This is a genomic window from Streptomyces sp. TRM68367 (genome assembly GCF_014495685.1).
Lineage (GTDB): Bacteria > Actinomycetota > Actinomycetes > Streptomycetales > Streptomycetaceae > Streptomyces.
On record NZ_JACTVI010000010.1, the window covers coordinates 58,182 to 80,779 of the forward strand.

The following is a 22,598-nucleotide window of genomic DNA, read 5'->3' on the forward strand; positions in this document are numbered from 1 at the left end:
GCCATGGCCCGAGCGGTCTGGAGTGGTGCTCTCTCATTCGGGCTCGTCGCCCTGCCGGTGCAGCTGTTCACGGCGACGGAAAGCCACACGATCCGCTTCAACCAGCTCCAACGCGGAACGTCCGACCGAGTGCGCAACAGGCGAGTCAACGAGCGCACCGGTGAGGAAGTCCCCATGGAGGAGATCGTCAAGGGCTTCGACATGGGGGACGAATACGTGGTCGTCGAGCCGGACGAGCTGGACGAGATCGCCCCTGGCCAATCCAAGTCGATGGAGATCACGGGGTTCGTCGACCTGGAGCAGGTCGAGCCGGTCTTCTTCGACAAGACCTACTACGTGGCCCCCAAGGGCAAGGAGTACGCCAAGGTCTACGCCCTACTCCACAGCGCCCTGGCTCAGGCGAACAAAGTCGGTATCGCCACCGTCGTCATGCGCAACCGCGAGTACCTGGTCGCCGTGAAGGCAGAGGGTGACGTCCTGGCGATGCACACCATGCACTGGGCGGACGAGGTCCGCGACCCTCACCGGGAGATCGGGAGTCTCCCGGAGGAGACACAGGTCGCCGAGAAGGAGCTGCAGACGGCGGTGCAGTTGGTCGAGGCGCTGAGCATCGACTGGAATCCGGAGGAGTACCACGACACCTACCAGGAGAAGGTGCTCCAGCTCGTCGAAGCCAAGCGCACCGGCCAGACCGTGGAGAAGGGCGAGCCGCCACCACGCTCCACCAACGTCATCGATCTCATGGACGCGTTGCGGGCCAGCGTCGAGCAAGCCAAAACCACGAGGAAGAGCAGCGAAGAGGAAGCACACGAAGCTGCGGGTGGCCGCCCCCCGGCACGGTCGAAAACGACCGAACGACGCGCCAGCCGTACGCCAGGAAGGGCAGAGAAGTCCGCGAAGATCTCCGAGCTGGAAGAGCTGAGCAAGGCAGAACTCTACCGGCGCGCATCCGAAGCCGACGTCCCTGGTCGTTCATCAATGACCCGCACGGAGTTGATCAAAGCGCTCACCGGCAAGAGCGGTCGACGCAAAGCACGAGCCTCCTGAAATCGGCACGCCAGGAGCCGTCCCGCTCGATGGCAAAGAGGAGGCGGGCCGCCTCACAACCCCAGAGAACCGCCGTCCTCGGTGTGGATCTGACGGAAGGAGATCGAGTGGCTCTCGGTGGCGTTCACCGGCTTGATGGGGATACTGACCAGGCCGAACGAGATGGCACCGTTCCATATGGATCTCATGAGCAGCACCCTTTCGATCGGTTTGCCATACCTCTTCGCATTTCTGCGGAAATATCTGAGATTCTCATCGTATGACGCCGATCACAGAGGTGGAGGGGCGACGGATCGCGCTCAGCAATCTCCAGAAGGTGCTGTATCCGGCGGCCGGGTTCACCAAGGGTGAGGTGCTGCACTACTACGCGACCGTCGCCGAGGTGCTGCTGCCCCATCTGCGGGATCGGCCGGTGTCCTTCCTGCGCTATCCGGACGGGCCGGACGGCCAGGTGTTCTTCACCAAGAACGTCCCGCCGGGTACGCCCGGGTGGGTCACCACCGCCGAGGTGCCGCGCGTCGAGGGACCGGCCCGGATGGTGCTGGTGCAGGACTTGGCCTCCCTGATGTGGGCGGCCAACCTCGTCACCGAGTTCCATACCCCGCAGTGGCTCATCGACGACCCCGGCAGCGCCGACCGGCTGGTCTTCGACCTCGACCCCGGCGCCCCCGCCTCCGTCGTGCACTGCTGCGAGGTCGCCCTGTGGCTGCGCGAGCGGCTGGCCGCGGACGGCATCGAGGCGTACGCCAAGACGTCCGGCTCCAAGGGCCTGCACCTGGTCGCGGCCGTACGCCCGGCCTCCTCCGAGCGGGTGTCGGAGTACGCCAAGGAGCTGGCCGTCGAGGCGGAGAATGCACTGCCCCGGCTCGTCGTCCACCGGATGACCAAGAGCCTCAGGCCCGGCAAGGTCTTCGTCGACTGGAGCCAGAACGCCGCACGCAAGACCACAGCAACCCCCTACACCCTGCGGGCACGGCCCGAGCCGACCGTGTCGGCACCGGTGACCTGGGACGAGGTCGAGCAGTGCGGGGCGGCCCCGCAGCTGGCGTTCCGCGCCCAGGACATCGCACCGCGCGTCCAGGACTACGGCGACCTGCTGGCCCCGGTCCTGGACCCGGACCGCGCCGGACCGCTGCCCTGAACGCACCGGCGTCCCGCCGTACCGTCCGCACTGTCCGTCTTCCCGGCGTCACGGCCCCGGCCGGACGCCGCGTACGCACACTGCGTCCGGCCGCTGCGGCAGATCACACCCGCATCCACGTCTGGCGGTCCCGCGCCATCGCGTGCAGGGCCTCCACGTCCGCCGGTTTCAGCACGCCGCCCAGCCGCGCCAGGCCCTCGATCCCGGTGTCCGTCAGGACGCGGACCTCGCGCGGCTCGGTCGTGACCGTCACGTCCGCCGCGCCGGCCAGGGCCAGGACCGGGCGGACCTCGGCGGTCAGGGCATAGGAGGCCCGGTCGGCGTCGGCGCGGACCCGGCGCAGCAGCGGGCGGGCCTCGCGGCGGCCCAGCGTGACCATGGGGTCGGCGACCGTCACGCGCCGCTTATGGGCGTACAGGGAGTACACGGCGAACAGGCCCCCGGGGCCGATCACCAGGTGGTGGACGCGGTCGCCGCCGGGCAGGGGGAGGGAGTGCAGGGTGTGCCAGCCCGCGCCGTCCAGCCGGTCCAGGGCCTCCCCCACCGTCTGCTCCGCCGCCAGGGCCCGGCGGCGCGGGTCGGGGCGCAGGCGGTGGGCCGGGCCGGCATCGCGGTCGAGGGCCACCAGCAGCGCCTCGCCGGGGCGGTTGGGGGCCAGGTCGTCGTCCGGGTGGAGGGAGAGGCGGGCCAGCTCAGCAGGGGTGGGCACGGGGGGCGGGCCCACCGCCACCGGGCCCGTCAGGAACGGGCCCAGGGCCTGCAGGACCTCGTCCCTGCGGTCGTCGCTGAGCAGGTTGACACGGGCGGCCTCACGGTCGTACCAGGCGATGTTCCTGCCGTCCGGGAGGCAGACATACAGCCGATCCTGGCCGTGCCGCCAGGTCGGTATGACGCGCAGTCCGCTCATGCACCATCACCCCACGACCATGGGAACAGGCGGGGTGCTGCGGGGGCAAGAAGCCGGTTACCTTGAGAGGAGTTGGGTCGAGATGGTGGGGATGGTGGGGAGGCGCCGTTGCGGACGCGCGGGATGGAACCCGACGTACCGGCTCCGGACAGCTCGTGGAGCGAGATCGTTCCCGGTCTGTGGATGGGCGGGCACGAGTTCAGAGGGCGGTCCGGGCATCTGGAGTTGGCGGTCGTGCGGGACGAGTTCGATCTCGTCCAGACGCTGCTGCGGCTGCCCGGACACGGGCCGGATCCGGGCGTCGAGCACCATGTGTGGCCGATCCCGGACGGCCCGCTCGACGGGACACAGCTCGCGGGGGTGATCCGGCTGGCCGATGCGGCGTGCGAGGCGCTGGACGGGGGCCGCAGGGTCCTCGTGCGCTGTTACCACGGGTACAACCGCTCCGGTCTGGTCGTCGCCCACGCGCTGATACGGCTGGGCAGCTCGGCCGAGGAGGCGATCCGGCTGGTCCGCTCCCGCCGCTCGCCCTGGGCGCTGCACAACGAGCTGTTCGTCGCCTACCTGCGGGCAGGGCTGCACACGGCCCGACTGCTGGAGGACCTCGCCGAGGAGGCCGCCGAGTAAGGGGTCCTTGCAGGACAATAAGTTGCGTGGCGGCGCTCTTGACACCGCAGCTCAGGCTCGGTGTTCGAAGGCAAGTCAATCCTCTGCACGCCCTAAGCGCCGACTGGACGGCGGGGCAGGGGGCCGCCGGGCGGATCGCCGAGCAGAGCGCCACCTCTCCCCGTCGCCGCGGATAACGCTGCCCGGACCCACCCGGTACGCAAAAAGGACTTCCCTACGAATAAGGTGTACGCGGCCACCACCCGTACCCCGCCCCCTGGAGCCCCGTGCCCGCGCCCCGCCCCCGCCGCGCAGCCCGCGCCGCCCGTACGGCCGCCGCCGTCGCCGTGCTGCTGGCGGCCGCCGTCGGCTGCGGTGACGCCGGCGGGCTCCAGGGCGCGGGGGCGACGCCGACCGCGGTCAGCCCGGCGCGGCTGTGGCCCGAGCTGCCGCCGGCGTCCAGTCCGGCCTTCGATGTCGGCGAGGTGAAGACGCACGCGGTGAAAGGGGTCGCCGTCCCCGGCGACGACATCCGCAGGGTGAACCCGGTCGGCATCGTCCGCGCCGAGATCGCCGCGAGTCCGGGCGACTACGACGGCGCCAAGGCGCCGTACCGCGACACGGCCCGCCGGATGGCCGACTGCGGCGAGGGCGCCGGCCGCGGCGCGTGCCCGGTGCTCCGGCCGTACTACCGGGATGTGACCGGCGACGGGCGGGACGATCTGACGCTGGGCTTCCGGCTGCTGCCGGAGGGCCTGACCGCCGTACGCGTGTACACCGTCGAGAAGCACCGGCTCATGGAGGTCATGTCCTGGGAGGACGCGCTCAGCGGCGTCGAGCTGGCCGGGCGGTCGGTGATCCTGCGCTCGCCGTCCGAGGTCGCGGGCTACGAGTACCGCCTGCAGTGGACCTGGGACCCGGACCAGCGCGCGATGCTCCTCACCCACGACGAGATGCTGCGCACCGGGCCGCGCGGGCACTCGCACGCGCCCCGCTCTTCGAAGTCCCCCGCGCAGCCCTCCGCGTCCCCGTCGGCCTCCCCCTCAGCCCCCTCTTCCCCAGCCCCCTCTTCGGCGAGCACCGGATGAGCCCGCTCAGACGCACGCCCTCAGGACGGCGGTCCCCCGGCATCACCACGCGCCGCGTCCTCGGGCTCGCCCCGCAGTGGGCCGGCGCGCTCGCCGTGAAGGCCGCCGTGTTCATCACTGTGATGTGCTGCGCCCTCGCCGCGCTGCTCGGCATCCTCGTGCACGTCCAGGTGACGAACCAGACCGTCGGCCAGGCCCGTGACCAGGCGCTGCAGCGGCTGACCGAGGCGACGGCGGCGTTCGAGGCCGGGGACCCGCTGCGGCCGGGCGCGCGCCTGGATCCGCCGGAGCTGCCCGGGCCGCTGCGGACGCTGGCGGTCGCCGGGGACCGCGGCACGATGGTCGGCGAGCGCCGGGGGCGCCCCACGATGTGGGCGGCGGGCCCGGCGGACGGGAACCGGGCGCTGGCCGTGCAGGTCGACTACTCGCAGCAGGCGCGCACCATCGAGGGGCTCGACCGGGCGATCCTGTGGTCGTCGGGCCTGGCCATCGGGGCGACGCTGCTGGTGGGCGCGTTCGCGGTGACGCGGGTGACGCGGCGGCTGCACGCCACGGCGCTGGTGGCCCGGCGGATCAGCGCGGGCGACCTGGACGCGCGCGTCGACGATCCGCGTACGGAGGATCCGAGCCGGCCGCAGGACGAGGTGGCCGCGGTCGCCGTCGCGCTGGACACCATGGCGTCCTCGCTGCAGAGCAAGCTGCTGGCCGAGCAGCGGTTCACCGCGGACGTGGCGCATGAGCTGCGCACACCGTTGACCGGGTTGCACGCGGCGGCGGAGCTGCTGCCGCCGGGACGGCCGACCGAGCTGGTGCGGGACCGGGTGGCGGCGTTGCGCACGCTGACCGAGGATCTGCTGGAGATCTCCCGGCTGGAGACCGGGCGGGAGCGGGTGGAGCCGGACGTCGAGCGGCTGGGGGCGCTGGCGGAGCGGGTGGTGCGGGCGTCGGGGACGGACACGGAGGTCGTCGTCGTACGGGACGCCGTTGTGGAGACGGATCGGCGGCGGCTGGAGCGGGTGCTGGGGAATCTTGTCGCGAACGCACATCGGCATGGGCGGGGGCCCGTGCGGCTGACCGTCGTCGGTCCGGTTGTCACCGTGCGGGATCACGGGGACGGGTATCCGGAGTATCTGCTGGCGCATGGGCCGCAGCGGTTTCGTACGGAGGGGGGTGCGAAGGGGCATGGGCTTGGGTTGACCATCGCGTTGGGGCAGGCGGAGGTGTTGGGGGCGCGGTTGTCGTTCGCCAATGCGGTGGACGGTGGAGCGGTGGCTGTTTTGCGGCTATGAGCTCGGGGGGTTGTGGCGTGTTGCCGGGTGCGGGTTGTTGTTGGTGGCTGGTCGCGCGGTTCCCTGCGCCACTCTGGGGCGCTTCCCTTCAGGAACCGGGGCTCGCGTCATTCGCCCACAAGGGCGATATCGTCGACAACATCGGGCCCGCGCCACGCTGGTGCTGACGGCAGAAGCGAACAAGCAGCCCCATTTGGTTAAGTTCCGGACATGAGCAAGGCCGGAATCACCCTGGCGACCGCGGACCCGCCCCCGCCCGCCGTCCGCCTTCCCCGGCGCCGTGGCATCGAACTCGCCCTCATCGTGCTGGCCGTTCTGCTGTCCGTGTACGGCTACTGCGCCGTGGGCCTGGCCAGGAACGGCACCGTCCCGCCCGGCGCCGCCGGTTACGGCGCCGGGCTCGGCGTGCTCGCGCTGCTGGCGCATCTCGCGGTGCGGCTGCGGGCGTCGTACGCCGATCCGCTGCTGCTGCCGATCGGGGTGCTGCTCAACGGCCTCGGGCTCGTGCTCATCTACCGGCTGGACCTGCAGACGCCGGGCGACAGTGCGGCGCCCGCACAGCTCGTGTGGTCCACGCTGGGCGTCGCGCTGTTCATCGTGGTGGTTCTGCTGCTGCGCGATCACCGGGTGCTCCAGCGGTACACGTATGTCTGCGTGGTCGCCGCGCTCGGGCTGCTCACGCTGCCGATCCTCTTCCCGGCCGTGAACGGCGCCCGCATCTGGATCCGGGTCGCCGGCCTCTCCTTCCAGCCGGGCGAGTTCGCGAAGGTGCTGCTGGCGGTGTTCTTCGCCGCGTATCTGGCCGCCAACCGCAACGCGCTGGCGTACACGGGCCGCCGGGTGTGGTTCGTGCAGCTGCCCACGGGCCGGGTGCTGGGGCCGATCCTCGCCGTGTGGCTGGTGAGTGTGGGTGTGCTGGTCCTGGAGCGGGACCTCGGGACGTCTCTGCTGTTCTTCGGGCTCTTCGTCGTCCTGTTGTACGTCGCCACCGGCCGTACCGGCTGGATCGCCGTCGGGCTGCTGCTGGCGGTGCTCGGCGCGGTGGCCGTCGCCCGGCTCGAACCGCATGTGCACGGCCGGGTGGAGGACTGGCTGCACCCGTTCGCGTCGATCGAGGCGGGCCAGGGGCCGGGGCAGCTCGCGCAGTCGCTGTTCGCCTTCGCGGCGGGCGGGATGCTGGGCGCCGGGCTCGGGCTCGGGCACTCGGTCCTGATCGGCTTCGCGGCCAAGTCGGACTTCATCCTGGCGACGGCCGGGGAGGAGCTGGGCCTGGCCGGGCTGTCCGCGATCTTCCTGCTGTACGGCCTGCTGGTGGAGCGCGGCTACCGGGCCGGGCTCGCGCTGCGCGACCCCTTCGGCCGGCTGCTCGCGGTCGGCCTCGCCTCGATCATCGCGCTCCAGGTGTTCGTGATCGCGGGCGGGGTGACCGGCCTGATCCCGCTGACCGGCATGGCGATGCCGTTCCTGGCGCAGGGCGGCTCGTCGGTGGTGACCAACTGGGCGATCGTGGCGCTGCTGACCCGGCTGAGCGACTCGGCCCGGCGCCAGGGCGAGCCGCGGGCCGCCGTATGAGCGCCATGACCCGGCACATCCGGCACGCCGCGGTGTTCTGCGCCCTGCTGCTGGTCGCGCTGCTGATGAACGCCACCCGCGTCCAGGTCTTCCGGGCGGGGGCGTACGAGGACAACCCCGCCAACCGCCGCGAGGACATCGCCCGTTACCTCCAGCCGCGCGGCGACATCCTGGTCGGCGGCCGGCCGGTGACCGGCTCCCGGGACAGCGGCGAGCAGCTGCGCTACGAGCGGACGTACGCCGACGGCCCGCTGTACGCGCCGGTCACCGGCTTCGCCTCGCAGCTGTACGGCACGTCGCTGCTGGAGCACGCCGAGGACGGCGTGCTGTCCGGCACGGACCCGATGCTCGCGCCGTTTCCGCTGTGGAACGACTTCACGCGCGCCCGGAACCCGGGCGGGGACGTGGTGACCACGCTGCATCCGGGCGCGCAGCGGGCGGCGTTCGAGGGGCTGCGCGGGCGCAAGGGCGCGGTGGCGGCGGTGGAGCCGTCGACCGGGCGCATCCTGGCGCTGGTGTCCGCCCCGTCGTACGACCCGCAGGCGCTGTCCGGGAACGGGGCCGCGGCCGCCCGGTCCTGGGCGCGGCTGAACGCGGACGCGGACCGTCCGATGCTCAACCGGGCGGTGCGGCGGACGTATCCGCCGGGGTCGACGTTCAAGGTGGTGACCGCGGCGGCGGCGCTGGACGCGGGCGTGGTCACCGACCTGGACGCGCACACCCGCTCCCCGGACCCCTACCGCCTGCCGGGCACGACGACCTCGCTGCGCAACGAGTCCGGCGGATGCGAGGACGCCTCGCTGCGGGAGGCGTTCACCTGGTCCTGCAACACGGTGTTCGCCAAGCTGGGCGCGGACGTGGGCGTGCGGGACATGGCGGCCACCGCGCGGGCGTTCGGCTTCAACGACACGCGGGTGCGGATCCCGTTCGCGGTCGCGCGGAGCACCTTCGACACGTCGGTCGACCGGGCGCAGCTGGCGCTGTCGTCCATCGGGCAGTACAACACGCGGGCGACGCCGCTGCAGATGGCGATGGTCGCGGCGGCGGTCGCGAACGGCGGCCAGGTGCGCACGCCGTATCTGGTGGAGCGTACGAAGCGGGCGGGCGGTGCCACCCTGGCGACCGCCGGGTCCCGTCCTCTGCGCCGGGCGATGCATCCCTCGACCGCCGTGCACATGAGGGAGCTGATGCGGGACGTGGTGGAGAAGGGCACCGGGCGGAACGCCGCGATCCCCGGCGCGACGGTCGGCGGCAAGACCGGCACCGCCCAGCACGGCATCGGCAACGAGGGCACGCCGTACGCCTGGTTCGTCTCCTGGGCGCAGGGCGAGAACGACGTGGAGCCCAAGGTGGCCGTGGCCGTGGTGGTGGAGGACGCGGCGCCGGACCGCGGCCACATCACCGGGGGCGGGGTGGCGGCGCCGGTCGCGCGGGCGGTGATGAAGGCGGTGTTGAAGTCATCGGCGGCCAGCGGTCGTTGACGATGGCCATGCGGGCCGCGGGTCCGGCTGTGACAGGCGTCCATGTGCCCACGTACTGAGACGGGGTCTGGGAGCCCCGTCCCGCCCGACCTATCGTTCGGTCCATGACGACATCAGCCGCCACGGCCGCCTTCGAACTCGCCCAGGTCAACATCGCCCGCCTCAAGGCCCCGCTGGACTCCCCGCAGTTGAAGGACTTCGTCGACAACCTCGACCCCGTCAACGCCGACGCGGACGCCGCCGACGGCTTCGTCTGGCGACTCAAGGAGGACTCCGGCAACGCGACGGACGTCCCCGTGCTCGGGGACGACTGGCTGATCGTCAACCTGACGGTGTGGCGGGACACCGACGCCCTGACGGCGTACATGTACCAGGGACGGCACCGGGAGATGCTGGCCCGCCGCAGGGAGTGGTTCGAGAAGCTCCAGGAGGCGGTGACCGCCCTGTGGTGGGTCCCCGCGGGCCACCGCCCGACGGTCGCGGAGGCGGAGGCACGGCTGCTGCACCTGCGGGCGCACGGGCCGACGCCGTACGCGTTCACGCTGCGGACGTCGTTCCCGCCGGGCGCGTCGGAGCCGGTGCTCGGCGAGGTGCCGGAGGGGCTGGGCTGCTCGGTCTAGCCGAAGCGGTTGACAGCGGTGAGATCGATCTCGATGGGGAACGGGACGGTCAGCCTGAGCTTGTCATGAAAGATGCCGGTGAGGCCGTAGGACTCTGTCGCCGGGTCGATTTCGTAGACGTACACCACCGGGAGACCCTGGTTTTCTTCGACGCGCCAGTAATGCGGAATCCCCGCCTGTGCGTACTTCCGTGGTTTCACCTCCCGGTCTCGGTCCTCCGAGTCCGCCGAGACGACCTCGACAGCGATGACCACGTCCTCCGGCCGACACCAAGTCCGCTGCGAATCGGTGTCGGCGCTCGCACGGAGCACCAGGACATCGGGCTCCGGCCGATTGCGCTTGTTCAGCTTGACGGTCATCTCGTGGATGACCTTCAGCCCTTCCGGCACCTGCTCCAGAAGGGCGTACGCCAGCAGGAGCATGGCACGTGCGTGGAAGAAGGTCTGCGGACTCACGAAGACGAGACTCCCGTCGATCAGCTCCGTGTGCGGAGGAAGGTTGGGAAGCTCGTCGAGGTCGTCCGCCGTCCAGCCACCCTCCGGCGGACGGACCCACTCATAGTCCTCGTCCAGGTCCAGCCCGTGGTCGCGTGCGGCGCTCATGATTGCTCCCATGTGACGGAGTCTGCCTGGCACAGTCAGCCTACCCGGGGGAATACGCCGATTCGCCCGACGATCGAGTGATCAACCCGCGAGGCATTGACCTTCCTCGATCGCCGGGGTCAACAAGTGGTGCGCGAGGGATTGACGGGCTTACTGACACGCAGTCTCATAAAGGGCCATGACAACCCTCACCGAAGCCGACGCGCTCGGCGGGCTGCGCGATGCGCTCGGCATCGAGCCATAGGCGCTGGAGGCCGAGGTGATACGGGCAGGCCCAGGGCCCCGACTCTCGCCCCGCGAGGTTGGGGCCCTCCCGTACCAGGCTGCACCCCCGCTGACCAGCAACAACGAGGACGTACTGGAGCGGCGTGCGCATCGTCCGCGTCCTTCTCACAGCCACGGACGCCACGACGCGGCAGCGCCTCCGACGCCGGGAACTCGGCTCCGAGCTGGAGCGGGAATGGGAGAGCAGTACCCGCAAGGCACGCTTGCTGGACCAGCGGGCTCCCGCGGACACCGTGCGCGTGATGACGGACGGGAGAACGGTCCCGGACATCGCCCGCGAGGTGACGTCCGCGACGGGCTGGGCGGAACGGCACCATGCGAGCCCACCGTGAGCGGGCCTGGGACATTCCTTCAGGGCGGCACGGGTGGGCGCAGCACCCCGCCAGTGGGGCAAGCGCGCACCAACCCCGCCCAGCCACAACACCGGGCACCCGGCAAGCGGCCCAGCCGACGCGGTCCCCCCGCCCCCAGCCGCTACCCTGCCCGGCATGAGCTCCGCCACCCCCGCCTACCGTCGCCTCAGCGTCGAGGAACGCCGCAGGCAGCTGCTCGACGCCGCGCTCGCCCTCTTCGCTCACCGCACCCCCGAGGACGTCTCCCTGGACGACGTGGCGGAGCAGGCCGGTGTCTCCCGCCCCCTCGTCTACCGGTACTTCCCGGGCGGCAAGCAGCAGTTGTACGAGGCCGCCCTCAGGTCCGCCGCCGAAGAGCTCCAGCAGTGCTTCGAGGAACCTCACGAGGGCCCCCTCCTGCGCCGCTTCTCCAGCGCCCTGGACCGCTACCTCGCCTTCGTCGACCAGCACGACGCCGGTTTCAGCGCCCTCCTCCAGGGCGGCAGCGTCGTGGAGACCTCCCGTACGACCGCCATCGTGGACGGCGTACGCCGGGCGGCAGCCGACAACATCCTCAGCCATCTCGAGGTGACCAGCCCCGGCCCCCGCCTCCGCATGACCGTCCGCATGTGGATCACGGCCGTCGAGGCGGCCTCCCTCATCTGGCTCGACGAGGACAAGCAGCCCCCCGCCATCGAACTGCGCGACTGGCTCGTCGAGCAGTTCGTGGCCGTCCTCTCGGTCACCGCACGCCGCGACCCGCAGACCGACGAGCTGGTCCGGGTCCTCGCGGAAGATGTCTGACACTGGTGCGGTGAAGAGCGAAGACACCCCGTTCGAGGGCGGCCCCATGGACGGCCGGGTCCTGCCCCTCCTGCTGGGCCCGACCGGCCACCCGCCCAAGACGTACCGCATCCCGGTCCCGGACCCCGACGGCGGCCCGCCCACCGTCCTCGTCTACCGCCGCGTCCCGAGGGGGCAGGGCAAGCTCGGCCTCACCCGGCAGTGGAAGTACGAGTACGACCCCGAAGGCAAGCACGGCAGCCGACTCAAGTGGCCCTGGTCGAAGCCAGACGCCACGCCGCCCGGCAAGCCGGACGACACCGACGTGTGACCGATTGCGCCGAACCGCGCACACCCGGCGCGCGCCCCGCGCGAGCACGTCTGATGCTCGCGGTGCGGAGCGGAGGAGCCGCCCGCTACCGGAGGTGATGACGTGTCAGGAAGGGTTCTGCGCCTGGTCTGTACGGCGGCGATGGCGGCCGGCACCGCCCTCGCCCAGACGCCCGCGACCGCCGTACCTGAGCCCGGTGAGCGAACCGTGGCTGAGCTGCTGACGGACCTTCAGCGGCTGTACCGGCAAGCCGAGCGGGCCACCGAGGCCTACAACGCCACCGAGGAGAAGCTGCGGAGACAGCGCGCCGAGACCGCCCGCCTCGAGCGCGCCCTCGCCCGCGCCCGCCTCTCCCTGCTCGACAGCCGCGCCGCCGCCGCCCGGCTGGCCCGCCAGCAGTACCAGAACAGCACCGACATCTCCCCGTACGTACGCCTCCTGCTCGCCCGCGACCCGCAGCACGCCCTCGACCAGGGCCATGTGATCGGCCGGTTGGCGCGGGAGCGGGCCGCGACGGTCGGCCGCCTGACCGGCACCGAACGCAGGGCCGACGACCTGGCCCGCAAGGCCCGCAAGGCCCTCGACGCCCAACTCGCCCTCACCGAGCGCCGCAAGAAGAACCGCGACGACGTCCGCAAGAGACTCCACGATGTCGAGGAACTCCTCGCCGCCCTCACCGCCGACCAGCTCACCGCACTCGCCGAGACCGAGCAGAACGACATCGCCGAGTCCCAGAAGAAGTTCATGGCCTCCGGCGCCCTCAGCAGCACCGCCCGGCCGTCCCGCCAGGGCGACCGCGCGGTGCGCTACGCCCTGCGGCAGCTGGGCAAACCGTACGAGTGGGGCGCCGAGGGCCCGAAGTCGTACGACTGCTCCGGCCTGACCTCCGAGGCCTGGTCCCACGCCGGCACCCCCATCCCCCGCACCAGCCAGACCCAGTGGGCCCAGCTCCCCCGCATTCCCCTGACCGACCTACGCCCGGGCGACCTGGTCATCTACTTTCCCGACGCCACCCACGTAGCGATCTACGCAGGTGAGGGCAGAGTCATCCACGCCCCCCGCCCGGGAGAGAAGGTCAAGCGCTCCCCCATCGCATCAAACCCGGTACTTGGCGCCGTGCGCCCGGACCAGCGCGCCCCAAAGAGCGGGCCCCTTACCCTCGCCCCACCTCATGCTCCCGCCCGTCGGCCCGCGGCAACGGCTTGAGATCGACCTGAATCCGATGCGTGGAGTCCCGGCTCACCGAGCCACCCAAGCGCGCCTCGACGACACCCAGCCTCAGCCCCGCCCCGCCATCCCCGGCCCGATGAAACTGCACCGAGAACTCCAGGCTGACCTGCTCCACACTGAACCGCCAGTCACTCGCCGCCCCCTCGGCCTGCGCGCGAGCCAACTCCGCCCGCACCGTGCCGATGGCCTCCGCAAGACCGACCGGTTCCGTATCCCCCATGCCAACTCACCACCGAATTCATCCGATTGGCCGATCCAATCTGGTACTGAGTCTAGGGACCCACCCGCTACCCGCGTAGTCTGATGAGCCATGGGGGAGCTACGTGCAGACTGGAGACTCAGGCTGCGGCGCGGCGACGCATCCGGCCCGGTCTGCGGCGCCGGCGTGCTCGTCGACCAGCACACGGCACTGACCTGCGCCCACGTGGTGCGCGACCCGGACGCCGTCATGTGGCTGGAGTTCGCGGAGAACCGCGAGCTCCAACCGGTGGCCGCACGCGTCCTGCCCGGCGGCTGGCTGCAGGACGCCCACGGCGGCGAGGACGTCGCCGTACTGCGCCTGGACAGCCCGCGCCCGCAGGCCCGCCCCGCCCCGCTGGAGCCCAGGCTGTGGGGCGGCATGGAGGTGTCCGCGACCGGCTACGCGGAGGGCTTCGACACCGGCATGACTCTGTGGGGCCGGATCAGCGGGGCCAGTGGCGAGCGGGTGCAGCTCGACGCCGCGACCAAGGCGGAGGTGGTGCGCAAGGGCTTCAGCGGAGCCGCCGTGTGCACCCGGCCGGACGAGGGACGTCCCGCCCGCGTGGTCGGCCTCGTCGTCAGCTGGCGCGGCGACATGGGCGAGCTGCTGCCCGAGACCAACCGGCTCGCCTTCTCGTATCTGATCCCCGTCGACCGCATCGCCGAACTCTCCCCGGTCATCATGGAGCTGAGCAGCCCCGACGCCTGGGATCACGGCTTCGAGAGGCGGCTCGACCGATGGTTCGAGGACCCGGACGAAGACCCGGTCAAGATCACCGTAGTGCCCTCGGACAGCGGCCGGGACCGCTCGCTGCGCCACCGGCTGCACCGCGCCCACGTCGTCCACCGCGGCGGCGCCAGTCTGCCGGATCTCACCGGCCACGCCCTGGAGCACATCGCGTTCCCTCCCGGCCAGTTCCTGGCGTACTGGGACTGGCTGCGCGGCATCAAGCACCGCCCCCGGCAGGTCTCCGCCCTCGCGCCGGGCAGCCCGCCCACGGTCCTCGTCGACGGCCTCGACGCGGAACCCGATCCCGATCCCCTCATCGACCTCCTCGCCCGGCTGCGGGAGTGCGGCTTGCGGCTGCTGCTCGTCTTCCGGCACGCGGGCGGCACCGGCTGGAACGCCGCCTACGACAGGCTCCTGCGGCCTGCGCTCCGCAGCCACGCGGACACGCTGCTCGAGCGTCTACAGCGCGCGGAGTTCGACCGCGCGGTCCGCCTCGGCATCGTCGGCAGCGAGTCACTCGGCACCGCGACCGAGACGGCCGACCGGCGCCAGGCCGAGCGGCGCCTGATCGGCGATCTGACCGACCCGCAGCAGCAACTCATCCAGCTGCGTGAGCTGATCGCCACGCTCCGCTGCGACCTGCGGCGCAACAGAGGCCGGGCATGAGACGCCCGGCCGGGCAAGGGAGGAGGACGACGAGCGGATGACGACCTGCCCGCACCGGCGCTTCACCGGAGCCCCCTGTGGCGGCACCGTCCTGCCCACCGGCTACTGCGCCGAGTGCGGCCGCCACGAGAAGGCCCCCGGGCTGCGCCCACTGCCCGACGACCCACGGGACCTCGGCCCTCAGGAGCTCCTCACGCTGCCCAAGCGCGAACCGCGCGCCGCCCGGACACGTCTCATCCCTCCCGATGCGCCGCTGCGCATCCGCATGGGCTGCTCGTCCCCCGAGTGCGGCATCACGTTCGCCCCGCCCTACACCGAGGGCCCGGTGCCGGTAGAGGGGCACTGCCCGGCCTGCGGCGAGCCCTACTCGTACCGGCCCGACCTCGCCAAGGGCGACGTGCTGCGCGACCAGTACCGGATCATGGGGCCGGTCGCGCACGGCGGCCAGGGCTGGGTCTATCTCGCCGAGGACACCCACCTCGGTGACATCGTCGCCGTCAAGGGGCTGCTGGACCGCTACAAGCGGGACGGTGCCCGGCTCGCCGACGTCGAGCGCCAGAACCTCGTCGGCATCCGCCACCCCCGCATCGTCCAGATCCGCGACTTCGTGGCGCGGCGCGACGACAGCGGCCGGGTCACCGGCGGCCACATCGTCATGGACGACGTCGGCGACGGCACGCTGAAGAAGGTCGTCGAGGAGACCCGGCGCGGGCAGTTCGACCTCGACATCGAGCACGTCGCGGCGTACGGCTGCGAGATCCTCGAAGCCCTCGGCCATCTGCACGCCGGCGGCAAGGAGGTCTACCTGTACGGGGACATGAAGCCCTCGAACGTCGTGCACCACGGGGACGGCGTCAAGGTCATCGACCTGGGCGGCATGCGCGAGGAGGGCCAGACGGAGCCGCCCGCCCATGTCACGCCCGGCTACATGGCGCCCGAGACCGAGTTTTCCGGCGTGCTCACCGTCGCCCACGACCTGCACACCGTCGGCGTCACCCTGCGCGAACTCGCCGGCTGGGCCGTCGACCGGGTGCCCGGCCTCGGCACCGCCTCCTTCTGGTGGGTCGTCGAGCGCGCCACCCGGCCCGCCCCGGGCCGGCGCTTCGCCGACGCCCGGGAGACGGCGAGCCAGCTGCGGGGCGCCCTGCGGGAGATCCGTGCCCTGCGCGGCAAGACCGACCCGCCCGAGCCGTCCGACTACTTCTGGCCGTCCCCGCAGCTGCTCGGCGCCCGGCTCGGCACGGTGCCGGGCATCGAGCACTGGCTCGGCCGCCCCCGCCGCGACCGGTACGACCCGCCCGTGGCCCCCGCCCTCGATCTCGGCTCCCCCACGCCCACCGAGATCGCCCGCTGTCTGCCGGTCCCGAAGCGCTATCCGAAGGATCCGCAGACCGCGCGGTTCGAGGTGAGCAGCGGCTACGACCCGGGCCAGCTCCTCGCCCAGGACGACGAGAAGCCGCCCTCGGTGGAGATCTGCCTGCACAACGTGCGTGTCCTGCTGGACCGGAACACGCGGGAGGACCTGGAGCTGGCCCAGGAGGAGCTCGACACCGCAGACGCCATTCCCGGTCCGCGGGCCGTGCGCCGGTGGCGGCTGGACTGGCACCGCGCACTGGTCGCGCTGCGCCGCGCCGGCCTCGACGCCGACCCGCGCCATGTCGCCCGGGCCAAGGGCCACTTCAAGGAGGTCATGCTCGACCTGCCCGGTGAGTACGCGCCCAAGCTGGCCCTCGCCTACTGCGGGGAGCGGCTCGGCGACGACCCGACGGGGCCCACCGCCAAGGAGCTGTACGAGGCCGTGTTCGCACGCAACCCCGCGCACGGCGGTGCCGCCCTCGGCCTGGCCCGGCTGGCGCTGTGCGCGGGCGACCGCCGGGCGGCCCTCACGGTGCTCGAGCGGGTCCGCCCCGGCACCCTGGACCACACCGTCGCGCGCATCGCCTCGCTGCGCATCCGCGCGGCCCGGCTGCCCGGGAACGGCGACGCGCTGCCCGCGCCCGCCGAGGTCGACGCGGCGCTGGCCGAACTGCACGGCCTGGTCCGCCAGAAACCGGGCGCCGGCGAGCCGAGCCTGTCCGAGGACGAGGCGCTGCGCCTGAGCACCGAACTGCACGAGTGGAAGCTGGACGCGCTGCACAGCCGCAGCGACCGGCCCGGCCTCCCGGAAGGGGGTGCCAGGCGGCTCGACGCCCGCAGTCTGCGGCGCCTGAGCGCGCAGGAGCGGGAGCTGCGCGCCCAGATGGAGTCGCACTACCGGCAACTGGCCGCACGCCACCGGGGGTCGGCCACCCACGAGTACCTCGTGGACCTCTCGCACGCGGTGCGGCCGCAGACCTTTGTCTGACCGCACGGCGACGACAGACCGGACGGCGGCCCAACGCCGTCCGCCCGGCGACGAAGGGGAAGGAGCGGTGACGTACGCCATGAGCAGCCGTACCCGGCAGCCGCAGCCCGGCATCCGGTTGCACGTCGACCTCGACGGCGACCTGCGCCCGCACCGCAGCGCGAAGATCGAGGCACATCTGCGGGTCGATGTCGCCGCCACCGGCGCCCCCGCCGAACTGCCCGCGGTCGAACTCGCCGTGATCATCGCGGTGGACGTGGCCGAGCGCCACCGGGCGGCGGTCCGGCACGCCCTGCCGTCCGCGCTGCGCGCCCTGCCCGACGACATCTCCTTCACCGTGCTCGGCAGCGGCCCGGAGCCGGTCCGGTGCTATCCGCGGGGCGCGCAGGAATGGGCCGTCGCCGACCAGCACGAGAAGCGCCGGGCCGCCTTCGCCGCGGGCGCGATCCCGCTGCACCGGGACGGCCCCCGCCCCGCCGGGTACGCCGCCTGGGCGGCCGGCTCACGTGCCCTGCTCGCCGGCCGCCCGCTGTCCGTACGGCATCTGCTGCTGATCACCGACGGCAGCAGCACCCCGGGCGAGAGCGGGCTGGAGGAGGAACTGGAGGCCTGCACCGGGCAGTTCACCTGCGATGTGTTCGCCGTGGGCGCGGACTTTACTCCCGATCCCCTGCTGACCCTCGCCGAACGGCTGCACGGCACCGCCGAGTTCGTGGACGACGGCCTCGGCCGGGCGATCACCGCCGCCATCCAGCGGCTGCGCCGCGCGCACACTCCCCAGCTGCCGATCGAGGTGACCGTGCGGCCCTCCGTGCGGCAGATCGCGCTGCACGAGAAGGCGCCCCGGCCGCACCGCCTCGGCGGGCTGCCCCAGCCCCGCCTGCCGAACCGCTGGAGCTTCCCCACCTACCAGTGGGAGCAGGGCAGCCGCGACTACCTGCTCACGCTCGTCGCCGACGCCGACGCCGACCCGCTGGAGACCGAGCTGCAGTTCGCCATGGTCTCCGTCGGCGACGTCCACGCGCCGGTCACCGCCCGCTGGCACCGACCCGAGCAGTCGCCGCCACGCGCCTCGGCAGGCAGTTGCACCGTGCCCACCCTGAAGACCACCACCGTGATGCGGGAGGCCCTGCGCAGGGGACTCGTCGCGCTGCAGGAGCAGCAGTGGGACACCGCCGAACGCTACCTGGGTCAGGCCGCGATGCTGGCGGCCCGGCTCGGCGCGGAGTGGGTGCTGGAGGAGATCGGCGAGGTCGCCGAGATCGTGGACGCGGCCGCGGGACTGGTCCGGGTGCACACCGGTGTCAACACCGACACGCTCGGCTCGATGATCCTGCGCGCCGGATCCCGTCCGGGCGGACCCCTCACCGACATCGCCTACCCGTCTCCCGGCCCGCGCTGCAGGCACTGCGGAACCCCGGCCGGGAGCGAGGCCCGTTACTGCATCGGCATCCGCTGCGGGAAGAGGCTGCTGTGACGACCCGACGCGCCGTCTCCTGGCGCACGTACTCCCCGGCCGCTCTCTGGCGCAGACGCCTGAGCCGCTTGCGGACCCGCCGGCTGCTGGAGGTGCACCTGCTGGTCCTGGCACTGTGCGCGGCCGTCGCGGTGAGTGCGCTGCTCCTGTCCTCCCGCCACACCCAGCAGAGCGCCCGGGACCTCACCTCGCGGGAGGCGCCCGCCGTGCAGGGTCTGGCCGCGGCCCGGCTCGCGGTGCTGCGTGCCCGCTGGGAGGCCACGGTCCTGGTGGACCTGGAGCTCGCCGACGTCGCGGGCTCGGGCGAGAACTACCGGGCACAGCTCTCCGCGGCCGACCAGGGGCTGTCCCGGATCGCGGACCGCACGGACCAGGACCTCGGCACCGTCAACGGCCTGCTCGCCTCCTACAGCCACTTGCTCACCCTCGGCACGGCCATGTACCGCGACCAGCCGCTCATGCGGGAGCAGAAGCTCGCCGAGGCGGACTCGCTGCTCATCCGCCCGGGCGTCGGACTCGTACCCCGGCTCGACCAGCTCCAGCGGGAGCAGATGCGGCGGGCCGGGGACGTCGCCGGCATGGGGTGGGTGCAGCGCGGCGGCTGGTGGCTCGCCGAACTCGCGCTGGCAGCCCTGGCGCTGACCCTGCTCTCCGCGCTGTTCGTGCTGCGCGACCGCTGCGGCCGCGACTGGAACCCGTACCTGCTCGCGGCCTTCGCCCTCACCGTGCTGCTCGCGGTCGTCCCGCTGCTGACGGCGTCCTCCGCGCAGCACGACCTCGCCGGCGTGCGCGCGGATCTGCAGCAGATCACCACGATCTCCGAACAGCGCTGCTGCGACGCGGAGTCGGTCGAGCCGCGGAAGATGGTCACGGCGCTGACCGAGGCACAGCGGAAGGTCACGGCGAAGTCCGAGCACATCCGGCAGGAGCTGGCCGATGGCAGCTGGGCCGACAGGGCGTACCAGGGCACGCTGATCGGCGGCCTGCTGCTCGTCGTCCTGCCCGCGGTGGGGCTCGGTCTCCGGCTCGACAACGACTACTGGAGGCGACGGTGACCCGGCCGTTCAAGCTGCTGGTGTTCCTCGTGGTGCTGCTGCTGGTCTCGGGCGGCAGCCTGGTCGCGGTCTGGGCGCAGCGCGACGACGAGAACCCGGTGACCATCCTCGGGCCCTGGACGGACACCGAGGAGGAGCATTTCGAGGCCGTGCTGCGCGAGCTGGGCATCCCCTTCGACTACCAGGGCACGGCGGCCCAGCGCGAGGTGCTGCTCTCCAAGGTGCAGGCGGGCGAGCCCCCGGACATCGCGATCATGCCGGGCGTCGGCGAACTCGCCGAGTACGCCGGCCAACGGCTCCTCCAGCCGCTGGACGACCTGGTCGACGAGGACGAGTACGGCTCCCCCTGGCAGTCGGTGAGCAGAACGTCCGACTACGTGTACTGGGTCCCGGTCAAGGCGGACCTGAAGAGCATCGTCTGGTACCGACCGGGCAACAAGCCCGCCGCCGCACCGGCACCGATGGAGAGCTGGTGCATCGGCATGGGGGACGCCGGCGCCTCCGGCTGGCCCGGCAGCGACTGGATCGAGGACCTCGTGCTGCAACGGGAGGGCCCGGACATCTACGGGAAGTGGGCGCTGGGCGACGAAAGGGTGCCGTGGACCGGGGATGCGGTGCGCACTGCCTGGGAGGCGTGGGCCGGTCTGCTCCGGCAGAACCGGAAGGCGACCGGGCACGCCCTGCGCACCGATCGCCGCGGCGACCCCGACGAGGACAGGAACGGGCTGCTGTTCTCGGGCCGGGGCGGGTGCACCCTGGAGCACCAGGGCTCCTTCGCACCAGCCTTCTACAACGAGCATCCCGTGGGCCTGGCCGACTCCGCACCGCTGCTTCCCGGGGGCCCTTACCAGGTCCGCGCCCACGAGGTGACCGGCGACTTCGCCGCGCTGTTCAGCGACCGCGCCCCGGCCCGCAAGCTGATCGAGAAGCTCGCCTCCGCGGAGGGCCAACGCAAGTGGGCCGAGTTCCCGGACGTCTTCTCGGCCAACCGCCTGGTACAGCCGAAGAGCGGCCGGATCGGCGACGCGATCGCCGCCCGCCTCACCGGCAGGGGCCCCCGCTGCCTGGACGCCTCGGACGTGATGCCCCCCGCCCTACGGGACGCCTTCTACGAGGCCACCCTTCTGACCATGGCCAGAATCGCCGCCGGAGAGGACCCCGACATCCCCCACCTCCTGGCAGACCTCCAGAACATAAAGAGATCCCAGCCCACCAACAGCGCATCCCTGCGAACGGTATGCAGCAGCGCCTCGAAAGGGGCGCGGGGCTCTGCCTGATATGCGGCTCCGCCGCGTGGGCGCGACAAGCCACAGACAACCCGCAGCCGCCAGCGCCCCCGCGCCCCTACGGCGACTAGTGCCACGACAGGCAACGTTTGCGCGTCAAGGAGCGGCGTCCGGTGCGTGCTCTCGGCGTGCCGGCCGGAAGCCCTCGTACTGGACGCACTTGGGCTTTCGGCCGGTGCGGCGAGAGGGCGTGCCGGGCGTCGCGACGGGGCGAACGTGCCTGCCGGGCCACTAGGCCCCCATAACCGACCCCAGATACGCCTCGGTCCTGGAGGGCTCGTAGAAGTACTCCTCAAAATCCGCCGGATCATTGAACCCATTGGCGAAACGATCAGCCACCGGCTGAAGCTCTCCCGCCGCCCCCACAAGGTTCAGCACATGCTCCGGCGGCGGAGCCAGCATCGCGTTGGTCCACTTCGTCACATGCTGCGCGGTCTCCCAGTACCGCTCGAACGTCCCCCGCATCCACTCCTCGTCGAACGGCTTGTCCCCGTGCTCGAGAATCGACGCGAGATACGCCGCCGCACACTTCGACGCCGAGTTGGACCCCTGCCCGGTGATCGGGTCGTTGGCCACCACCACGTCGGCGACACCGAGGACCAGACCGCCGCCCGGCAGCCGCCCGACAGGATTCCGCACGGTCGGGGCGTACCGCCCGGACAGCACACCCCCCGCGTCGGTCAGCTCCGCCTTCGTGGCCCGCGCGTACTCCCACGGAGTGAACCGTTCCATGAGTTCCAGGGTCAGGGAGAGGTGCTCCGCCTGGTCCTTCACACCGTTGAAGACATCGAGCGGACCGCCAGGTATGCCCTCCCAGAACAGGATGTCGGCCCGCCCGGACGTGGTCAGGCACGGCATCACGAACAGCTCACCGACGCCCGGCACCAGATTGCACCGCACGGCCTCCATGTCCGGGTGCTCCGGCCGGGGCCCGAGCCCGTGCACGTACGACACGGCCAGCGCCCGCTGCGGCTCGCTGTACGGCGACCTCGACGCGTCGCGCCCGAACATCTGCACCAGCTCGCCCTTGCCGGCCGACACCAGGACGAGGTCGTACGTACGGGAGAAGTAGTCGAGGTCGCCGACCGCCGCACCGTGGATGACCAGCTGGCCGCCGCGCTGGGCGAAGGTCTCCATCCAGCCGGCCATCTTCACCCGCTGGTCGACCGACTGCGCGTGCCCGTCGAGCGTGCCCACCCAGTCGATCGCGCGCGCCGCGGGGCCCTCGGCCCAGGAGCCGGGGGCGGCGACCGAGACGCCGAGTCCTTCGATCTTCGGGGCCTGGGACTCCCAGAAGTTCAGCTGGAGATCGCGCTCGTGCTGGAGGGCGGTGTGGAACATGCACTGCGTCGACATCACCCGGCCGGTACGGATCTCGTCCGCGGTCCGGTTGGACATCAGGGTTACCTCGTACCCGTGCGACTGGAGGCCGAGGGCTATCTGGAGGCCGGACTGGCCGGCCCCGACGACGAGTATCTTCCGCATA

20 protein-coding genes and 2 pseudogenes are annotated in these 22,598 nt (G+C 71.9%); 17 read left to right on the forward strand and 5 right to left on the reverse strand.

Annotated elements, in window-relative coordinates; translation table 11 throughout:
• Positions 1–3 precede the first annotated feature (3 nt).
• Positions 4–1,047, forward strand: coding sequence for a Ku protein (locus tag H8R17_RS10130; protein ID WP_187822813.1), 1,044 nt, complete (start codon positions 4–6; stop codon positions 1,045–1,047).
• A 62-nt stretch (positions 1,048–1,109) separates the two neighbouring features.
• Here H8R17_RS10130 and H8R17_RS10135 read toward each other — a convergent pair.
• Positions 1,110–1,235 (reverse strand): annotated as a pseudogene (locus H8R17_RS10135) (Ku protein); the annotation flags it as partial.
• A 71-nt stretch (positions 1,236–1,306) separates the two neighbouring features.
• On the opposite strand from H8R17_RS10135, the gene ligD reads away from it, so the two are divergent.
• A complete protein-coding gene (gene ligD / locus H8R17_RS10140) occupies positions 1,307–2,188 on the forward strand; it encodes a non-homologous end-joining DNA ligase (RefSeq protein WP_187822814.1) in 882 nt (293 codons plus the stop codon).
• A 103-nt stretch (positions 2,189–2,291) separates the two neighbouring features.
• Here ligD and H8R17_RS10145 read toward each other — a convergent pair whose 3' ends face one another.
• Positions 2,292–3,095, reverse strand: a complete 804-nt coding sequence (locus H8R17_RS10145; protein ID WP_187822815.1) for a nuclease-related domain-containing protein — start codon at positions 3,093–3,095, stop codon at positions 2,292–2,294.
• Between the two features lie 108 nt (positions 3,096–3,203).
• Here H8R17_RS10145 and H8R17_RS10150 point away from each other — a divergent pair, with 108 nt between their 5' ends.
• The 6 genes from H8R17_RS10150 to H8R17_RS10175 all read left to right on the forward strand — a co-directional run bounded on the left by H8R17_RS10150 (position 3,204) and on the right by H8R17_RS10175 (position 9,751).
• Positions 3,204–3,722, forward strand: a complete 519-nt coding sequence (locus tag H8R17_RS10150) for a dual specificity protein phosphatase family protein (RefSeq protein ID WP_187822816.1) — start codon at positions 3,204–3,206, stop codon at positions 3,720–3,722.
• A 266-nt stretch (positions 3,723–3,988) separates the two neighbouring features.
• Entirely contained in the window at positions 3,989–4,789 is an 801-nt protein-coding gene (locus tag H8R17_RS10155) for a hypothetical protein (protein WP_187822817.1), read from the forward strand.
• 122 nt (positions 4,790–4,911) lie between these two features.
• Positions 4,912–6,078, forward strand: a complete 1,167-nt coding sequence (locus H8R17_RS10160) for an ATP-binding protein (RefSeq protein WP_399476535.1) — start codon at positions 4,912–4,914, stop codon at positions 6,076–6,078.
• Positions 6,079–6,288: 210 nt separating this feature from the next.
• The gene (locus tag H8R17_RS10165; RefSeq protein ID WP_187822819.1) at positions 6,289–7,650 is read left to right on the forward strand and encodes an FtsW/RodA/SpoVE family cell cycle protein; all 1,362 of its coding nucleotides are present in this window, start codon (positions 6,289–6,291) and stop codon (positions 7,648–7,650) included.
• Between the two features lie 5 nt (positions 7,651–7,655).
• Positions 7,656–9,131, forward strand: a complete 1,476-nt coding sequence (locus H8R17_RS10170; protein ID WP_187822820.1) for a penicillin-binding transpeptidase domain-containing protein — start codon at positions 7,656–7,658, stop codon at positions 9,129–9,131.
• A gap of 104 nt (positions 9,132–9,235) precedes the next feature.
• On the forward strand, positions 9,236–9,751 hold the full coding sequence (locus tag H8R17_RS10175; RefSeq protein WP_187822821.1) for a DUF3291 domain-containing protein: 516 nt from the start codon (positions 9,236–9,238) through the stop codon (positions 9,749–9,751).
• Here the strand turns inward: H8R17_RS10175 and H8R17_RS10180 are convergent.
• A complete protein-coding gene (locus tag H8R17_RS10180; RefSeq protein WP_187822822.1) occupies positions 9,748–10,353 on the reverse strand; it encodes a Uma2 family endonuclease in 606 nt (201 codons plus the stop codon). The two genes, H8R17_RS10175 and H8R17_RS10180, sit on opposite strands and share 4 nt — an antisense overlap.
• A gap of 350 nt (positions 10,354–10,703) precedes the next feature.
• Here H8R17_RS10180 and H8R17_RS10185 point away from each other — a divergent pair.
• The 4 genes and pseudogenes from H8R17_RS10185 to H8R17_RS10200 form a co-directional block, all read left to right on the forward strand.
• Positions 10,704–10,970: pseudogene (locus H8R17_RS10185) on the forward strand (hypothetical protein); the annotation flags it as partial.
• Positions 10,971–11,126: 156 nt separating this feature from the next.
• On the forward strand, positions 11,127–11,774 hold the full coding sequence (locus tag H8R17_RS10190) for a TetR/AcrR family transcriptional regulator (protein ID WP_187822823.1): 648 nt from the start codon (positions 11,127–11,129) through the stop codon (positions 11,772–11,774).
• Between the two features lie 10 nt (positions 11,775–11,784).
• Positions 11,785–12,084, forward strand: coding sequence for a hypothetical protein (locus tag H8R17_RS10195; RefSeq protein WP_316959364.1), 300 nt, complete (start codon positions 11,785–11,787; stop codon positions 12,082–12,084).
• 102 nt (positions 12,085–12,186) lie between these two features.
• Complete coding sequence (locus H8R17_RS10200) at positions 12,187–13,290, forward strand: NlpC/P60 family protein (protein WP_187822825.1); 1,104 nt, start codon at positions 12,187–12,189, stop codon at positions 13,288–13,290.
• Here H8R17_RS10200 and H8R17_RS45640 read toward each other — a convergent pair.
• Positions 13,238–13,534, reverse strand: coding sequence for a trypco2 family protein (locus H8R17_RS45640; protein WP_223124856.1), 297 nt, complete (start codon positions 13,532–13,534; stop codon positions 13,238–13,240). The two genes, H8R17_RS10200 and H8R17_RS45640, sit on opposite strands and share 53 nt — an antisense overlap.
• Positions 13,535–13,624: 90 nt before the next feature.
• Between H8R17_RS45640 and H8R17_RS10205 the strand changes: the two genes are divergently transcribed.
• The 5 genes from H8R17_RS10205 (at position 13,625) to H8R17_RS10225 (ending at position 21,103) form a co-directional block, all read left to right on the forward strand.
• Entirely contained in the window at positions 13,625–14,950 is a 1,326-nt protein-coding gene (locus tag H8R17_RS10205; RefSeq protein ID WP_187822826.1) for a serine protease, read from the forward strand.
• Positions 14,951–14,987: 37 nt separating this feature from the next.
• The gene (locus H8R17_RS10210; protein WP_187822827.1) at positions 14,988–17,294 is read left to right on the forward strand and encodes a tetratricopeptide repeat protein; all 2,307 of its coding nucleotides are present in this window, start codon (positions 14,988–14,990) and stop codon (positions 17,292–17,294) included.
• A 79-nt stretch (positions 17,295–17,373) separates the two neighbouring features.
• Complete coding sequence (locus H8R17_RS10215; protein ID WP_187822828.1) at positions 17,374–18,771, forward strand: hypothetical protein; 1,398 nt, start codon at positions 17,374–17,376, stop codon at positions 18,769–18,771.
• On the forward strand, positions 18,768–19,826 hold the full coding sequence (locus tag H8R17_RS10220; RefSeq protein WP_187822829.1) for a hypothetical protein: 1,059 nt from the start codon (positions 18,768–18,770) through the stop codon (positions 19,824–19,826). The genes H8R17_RS10215 and H8R17_RS10220 overlap by 4 nt, the downstream gene beginning before the upstream one ends.
• Positions 19,823–21,103: an extracellular solute-binding protein gene (locus H8R17_RS10225; protein ID WP_187822830.1), complete on the forward strand. Its 1,281-nt coding sequence runs from the start codon at positions 19,823–19,825 to the stop codon at positions 21,101–21,103. Before H8R17_RS10220 ends, H8R17_RS10225 begins: the two co-directional genes overlap by 4 nt.
• 240 nt (positions 21,104–21,343) lie before the next feature.
• On the opposite strand, the gene H8R17_RS10230 is transcribed toward H8R17_RS10225, so the two are convergent.
• Positions 21,344–22,597 carry a styrene monooxygenase/indole monooxygenase family protein gene (locus H8R17_RS10230; RefSeq protein ID WP_187822831.1) on the reverse strand — a complete coding sequence of 418 codons (1,254 nt, stop codon included), beginning with the start codon at positions 22,595–22,597 and terminating at the stop codon, positions 21,344–21,346.
• Between the last annotated feature and the right edge of the window lies 1 nt (position 22,598).